The organism is Microbacterium sp. ISL-103 (genome assembly GCF_018613995.1).
GTDB lineage: Bacteria > Actinomycetota > Actinomycetes > Actinomycetales > Microbacteriaceae > Microbacterium.
Genome location: NZ_JAGGPD010000198.1, coordinates 1 through 2,356, shown reverse-complemented (window position 1 = coordinate 2,356; position 2,356 = coordinate 1). Strand labels below are relative to the sequence as shown.

The 2,356-nt window shown below is 67.3% G+C and carries 3 protein-coding genes; 1 reads left to right on the top strand and 2 read right to left on the bottom strand.

The features are described from left to right. The first annotated feature begins 133 nt into the window (after positions 1–133). Positions 134–1,537 (top strand): threonine synthase, encoded by a 1,404-nt coding sequence (gene thrC, locus J7E68_RS08265; protein ID WP_215171612.1) that lies wholly within the window; start codon positions 134–136, stop codon positions 1,535–1,537. 42 nt (positions 1,538–1,579) lie between these two features. On the opposite strand, the gene J7E68_RS08260 is transcribed toward thrC, so the two are convergent. Beyond that, positions 1,580–1,990 carry a VOC family protein gene (locus J7E68_RS08260; protein ID WP_215171610.1) on the bottom strand — a complete coding sequence of 137 codons (411 nt, stop codon included), beginning with the start codon at positions 1,988–1,990 and terminating at the stop codon, positions 1,580–1,582. Positions 1,991–2,085: 95 nt separating this feature from the next. Further along, positions 2,086–2,352 (bottom strand): thioredoxin family protein, encoded by a 267-nt coding sequence (locus J7E68_RS08255; RefSeq protein ID WP_215171614.1) that lies wholly within the window; start codon positions 2,350–2,352, stop codon positions 2,086–2,088. Positions 2,353–2,356 lie beyond the last annotated feature (4 nt).

Here is a 2,356-nt window from a genome sequence, read left to right as displayed (position 1 = left end):
AACCGTGGGCGGAATACCATGGCCTCCGGTCGTCGAAGGCGCTCTGCCGACATCGACGGGCAGCGCGTGAAATCCGCACGCCGCCATCTGCGACAATGGAAGCCCCGCGCCGATTCCGAACCGAGGAGCTCCCGTGCAGTACATCTCGACCCGAGGCGGCATGCAGCCGCTGCCGTACTGCGAGACGCTGCTCGAAGGGCTCGCCCCCGACGGCGGACTGGCCGTGCCCGAGACGATGCCCACGGTCGACGGCGAGACGCTCGAGCGCTGGCGCGCGCTGACCTATCCGCAGCTCGCCACCGAGGTGCTCGGACTCTTCGCCACCGACATCCCCCGCGCAGACCTCGCACGGATGACCGCCGCGGCATACGACCCGTTCCCCGAAGCGGTCGTGCCGCTGCGGTCGATCGATGACGACCTCACCCTGGTGGGCCTCTCCGAGGGGCCGACTCTGGCGTTCAAGGACATGGCCATGCAGTTCCTGGGCCAGGTGGTCGAGTACGCGCTCGAGCGCAAGGGATCGACTCTGAACATCCTCGGAGCGACCTCCGGCGACACGGGGTCTGCAGCCGAGCATGCGCTTCGCGGTAAAGACCGGATCTCGGTCTTCATGCTGTCCCCGAAGGGGCGGATGAGCGCCTTCCAGCGGGCGCAGATGTTCTCGCTCGACGACGAGAACATCCACAACATCGTGATCGACGGCGTCTTCGACGACTGCCAGAACCTGGTCAAGGTGCTCGCCGGAGACCTCGACTTCAAGCGCGCTCAGAACCTCGGCGCGGTGAACTCGATCAACCTCGCCCGCATCACCGCGCAGGTCGTCTACTACTTCTGGGCATGGCTGCGCGCGACGGATGCCGGCGGGTGGACCGAGGTGTCGTTCACCGTGCCGTCCGGAAACTTCGGCAACATCCTTTCGGGATTCTTCGCGAAGCAGATGGGTCTTCCGATCCGTCGCCTCGTGCTCGCCGCCAACGAGAACAACGTGCTCGACGAGTTCTTCCGCACCGGTGTGTATCGCCCGCGCAGCGCTGCGCAGACGCTCGCCACATCGAGCCCCTCGATGGACATCTCGAAGGCCTCGAACCTCGAGCGCTTCATCTTCGAGCTGGTCGGCCGTGACGCCTCGCGGGTGGTGAGCGCATGGAACGACCTCGACACGCATGGTCACTTCGACTTCACCGCAGACCTCGCGCGCTTCGTCGACGAGTTCGGCATCGTCAGCGGCACCTCCACCCACGACGACCGCCTCGCGACCATCAAGGCGGTCTACGAGGCCACGGGCGACATCATCGACCCGCACACCGCGGACGGCGTCAAGGTCGCCCGCGAGTACGTCGAGTCCGGGGTGCCGATGCTGGTGCTCGAGACCGCCAAGCCGCAGAAGTTCGCCGAGACGATCCGTGCCGCGATCGGGGTCGAACTCGAGTACCCGTCAGAACTGCGCGCGATGCTCGACGCTCCTCAGCGCACCACCGAGATGGCCGACGACGAGCACGAGCTTCGCGCCTTCATCGCAGCGCCCGCCCTGCGCTGAGATCGAGGCGGCCGAGTTCGGGGCGTCCCGCAGCGCTCGGCCTCATTCCGGGTCGCCGTGCAGCATCCAGGGCACGCCGAAGCGGTCGACGAGCATCCCGAACGTCCCGCCCCAGGGCGGACTGTCGAGCGGCATCGTGATCGCGGCGCCGTCGGACAGCGCATCCCAGACCTGCTGGGTCTTCTGCTGCGTGTTGCCGCTGAGTGAGACCGAGAACCCCTGCGGCGGCTCGAACGGGATGCCGTCAGGTGTGTCCGACGCCATCAGCACGAGCCCGTCCGGTGTCGTGAGCTGCGCGTGCATCACGAGGTCTTTCTGATCCGGGTTCTGGATCATGTCGGGGAACTCGCCGAAGACGTTGATCTCGAGATCACCGCCGAGCACGCCCTGATAGAACTCCATCGCCTGTCGCGCTTCGGTGCGGAACGAGAGATACGGGTTGAGAGTGGCCATGACTGCCCCCAGGCTTCGTCGGGCGGAACCGTCGTCGGCCCGCTGCCGCTCATTCTGCGCCGGGGGTCGGACATCCGCAAGAGCGGCCGGGGCGCTCAGGCAGGGAGCGCTCTGACCGCCGCCTGGAGCACCTGCGGAACGGTCGGCACGCCTTCGGCTCGGAAGACCTCCGTGCCACCCGCATCGCGGATGATGACGGTGGGCGTGACGCGGATGTCGAGCGCCTCGGCGGCTTGCGGTTCGCGAGCGACGTCGATCTCTGCGACGGTCGCGTCGGGAAGGTAGCGCCCCGCGTCGGCCATGACGGCTCGGGTTCGGGAGCAGGCACCGCAGAACGCGGATGTGACCAGCGTGAGTTCCATCGCG

Coding starts and splice junctions, on each gene's coding strand:
- J7E68_RS08255 (WP_215171614.1), bottom strand. CDS start 2,352: ATGGAACTCACGCTGGTCACATCCGCGTTCTGCGGTGCCTGCTCCCGA.
- J7E68_RS08260 (WP_215171610.1), bottom strand. CDS start 1,990: ATGGCCACTCTCAACCCGTATCTCTCGTTCCGCACCGAAGCGCGACAG.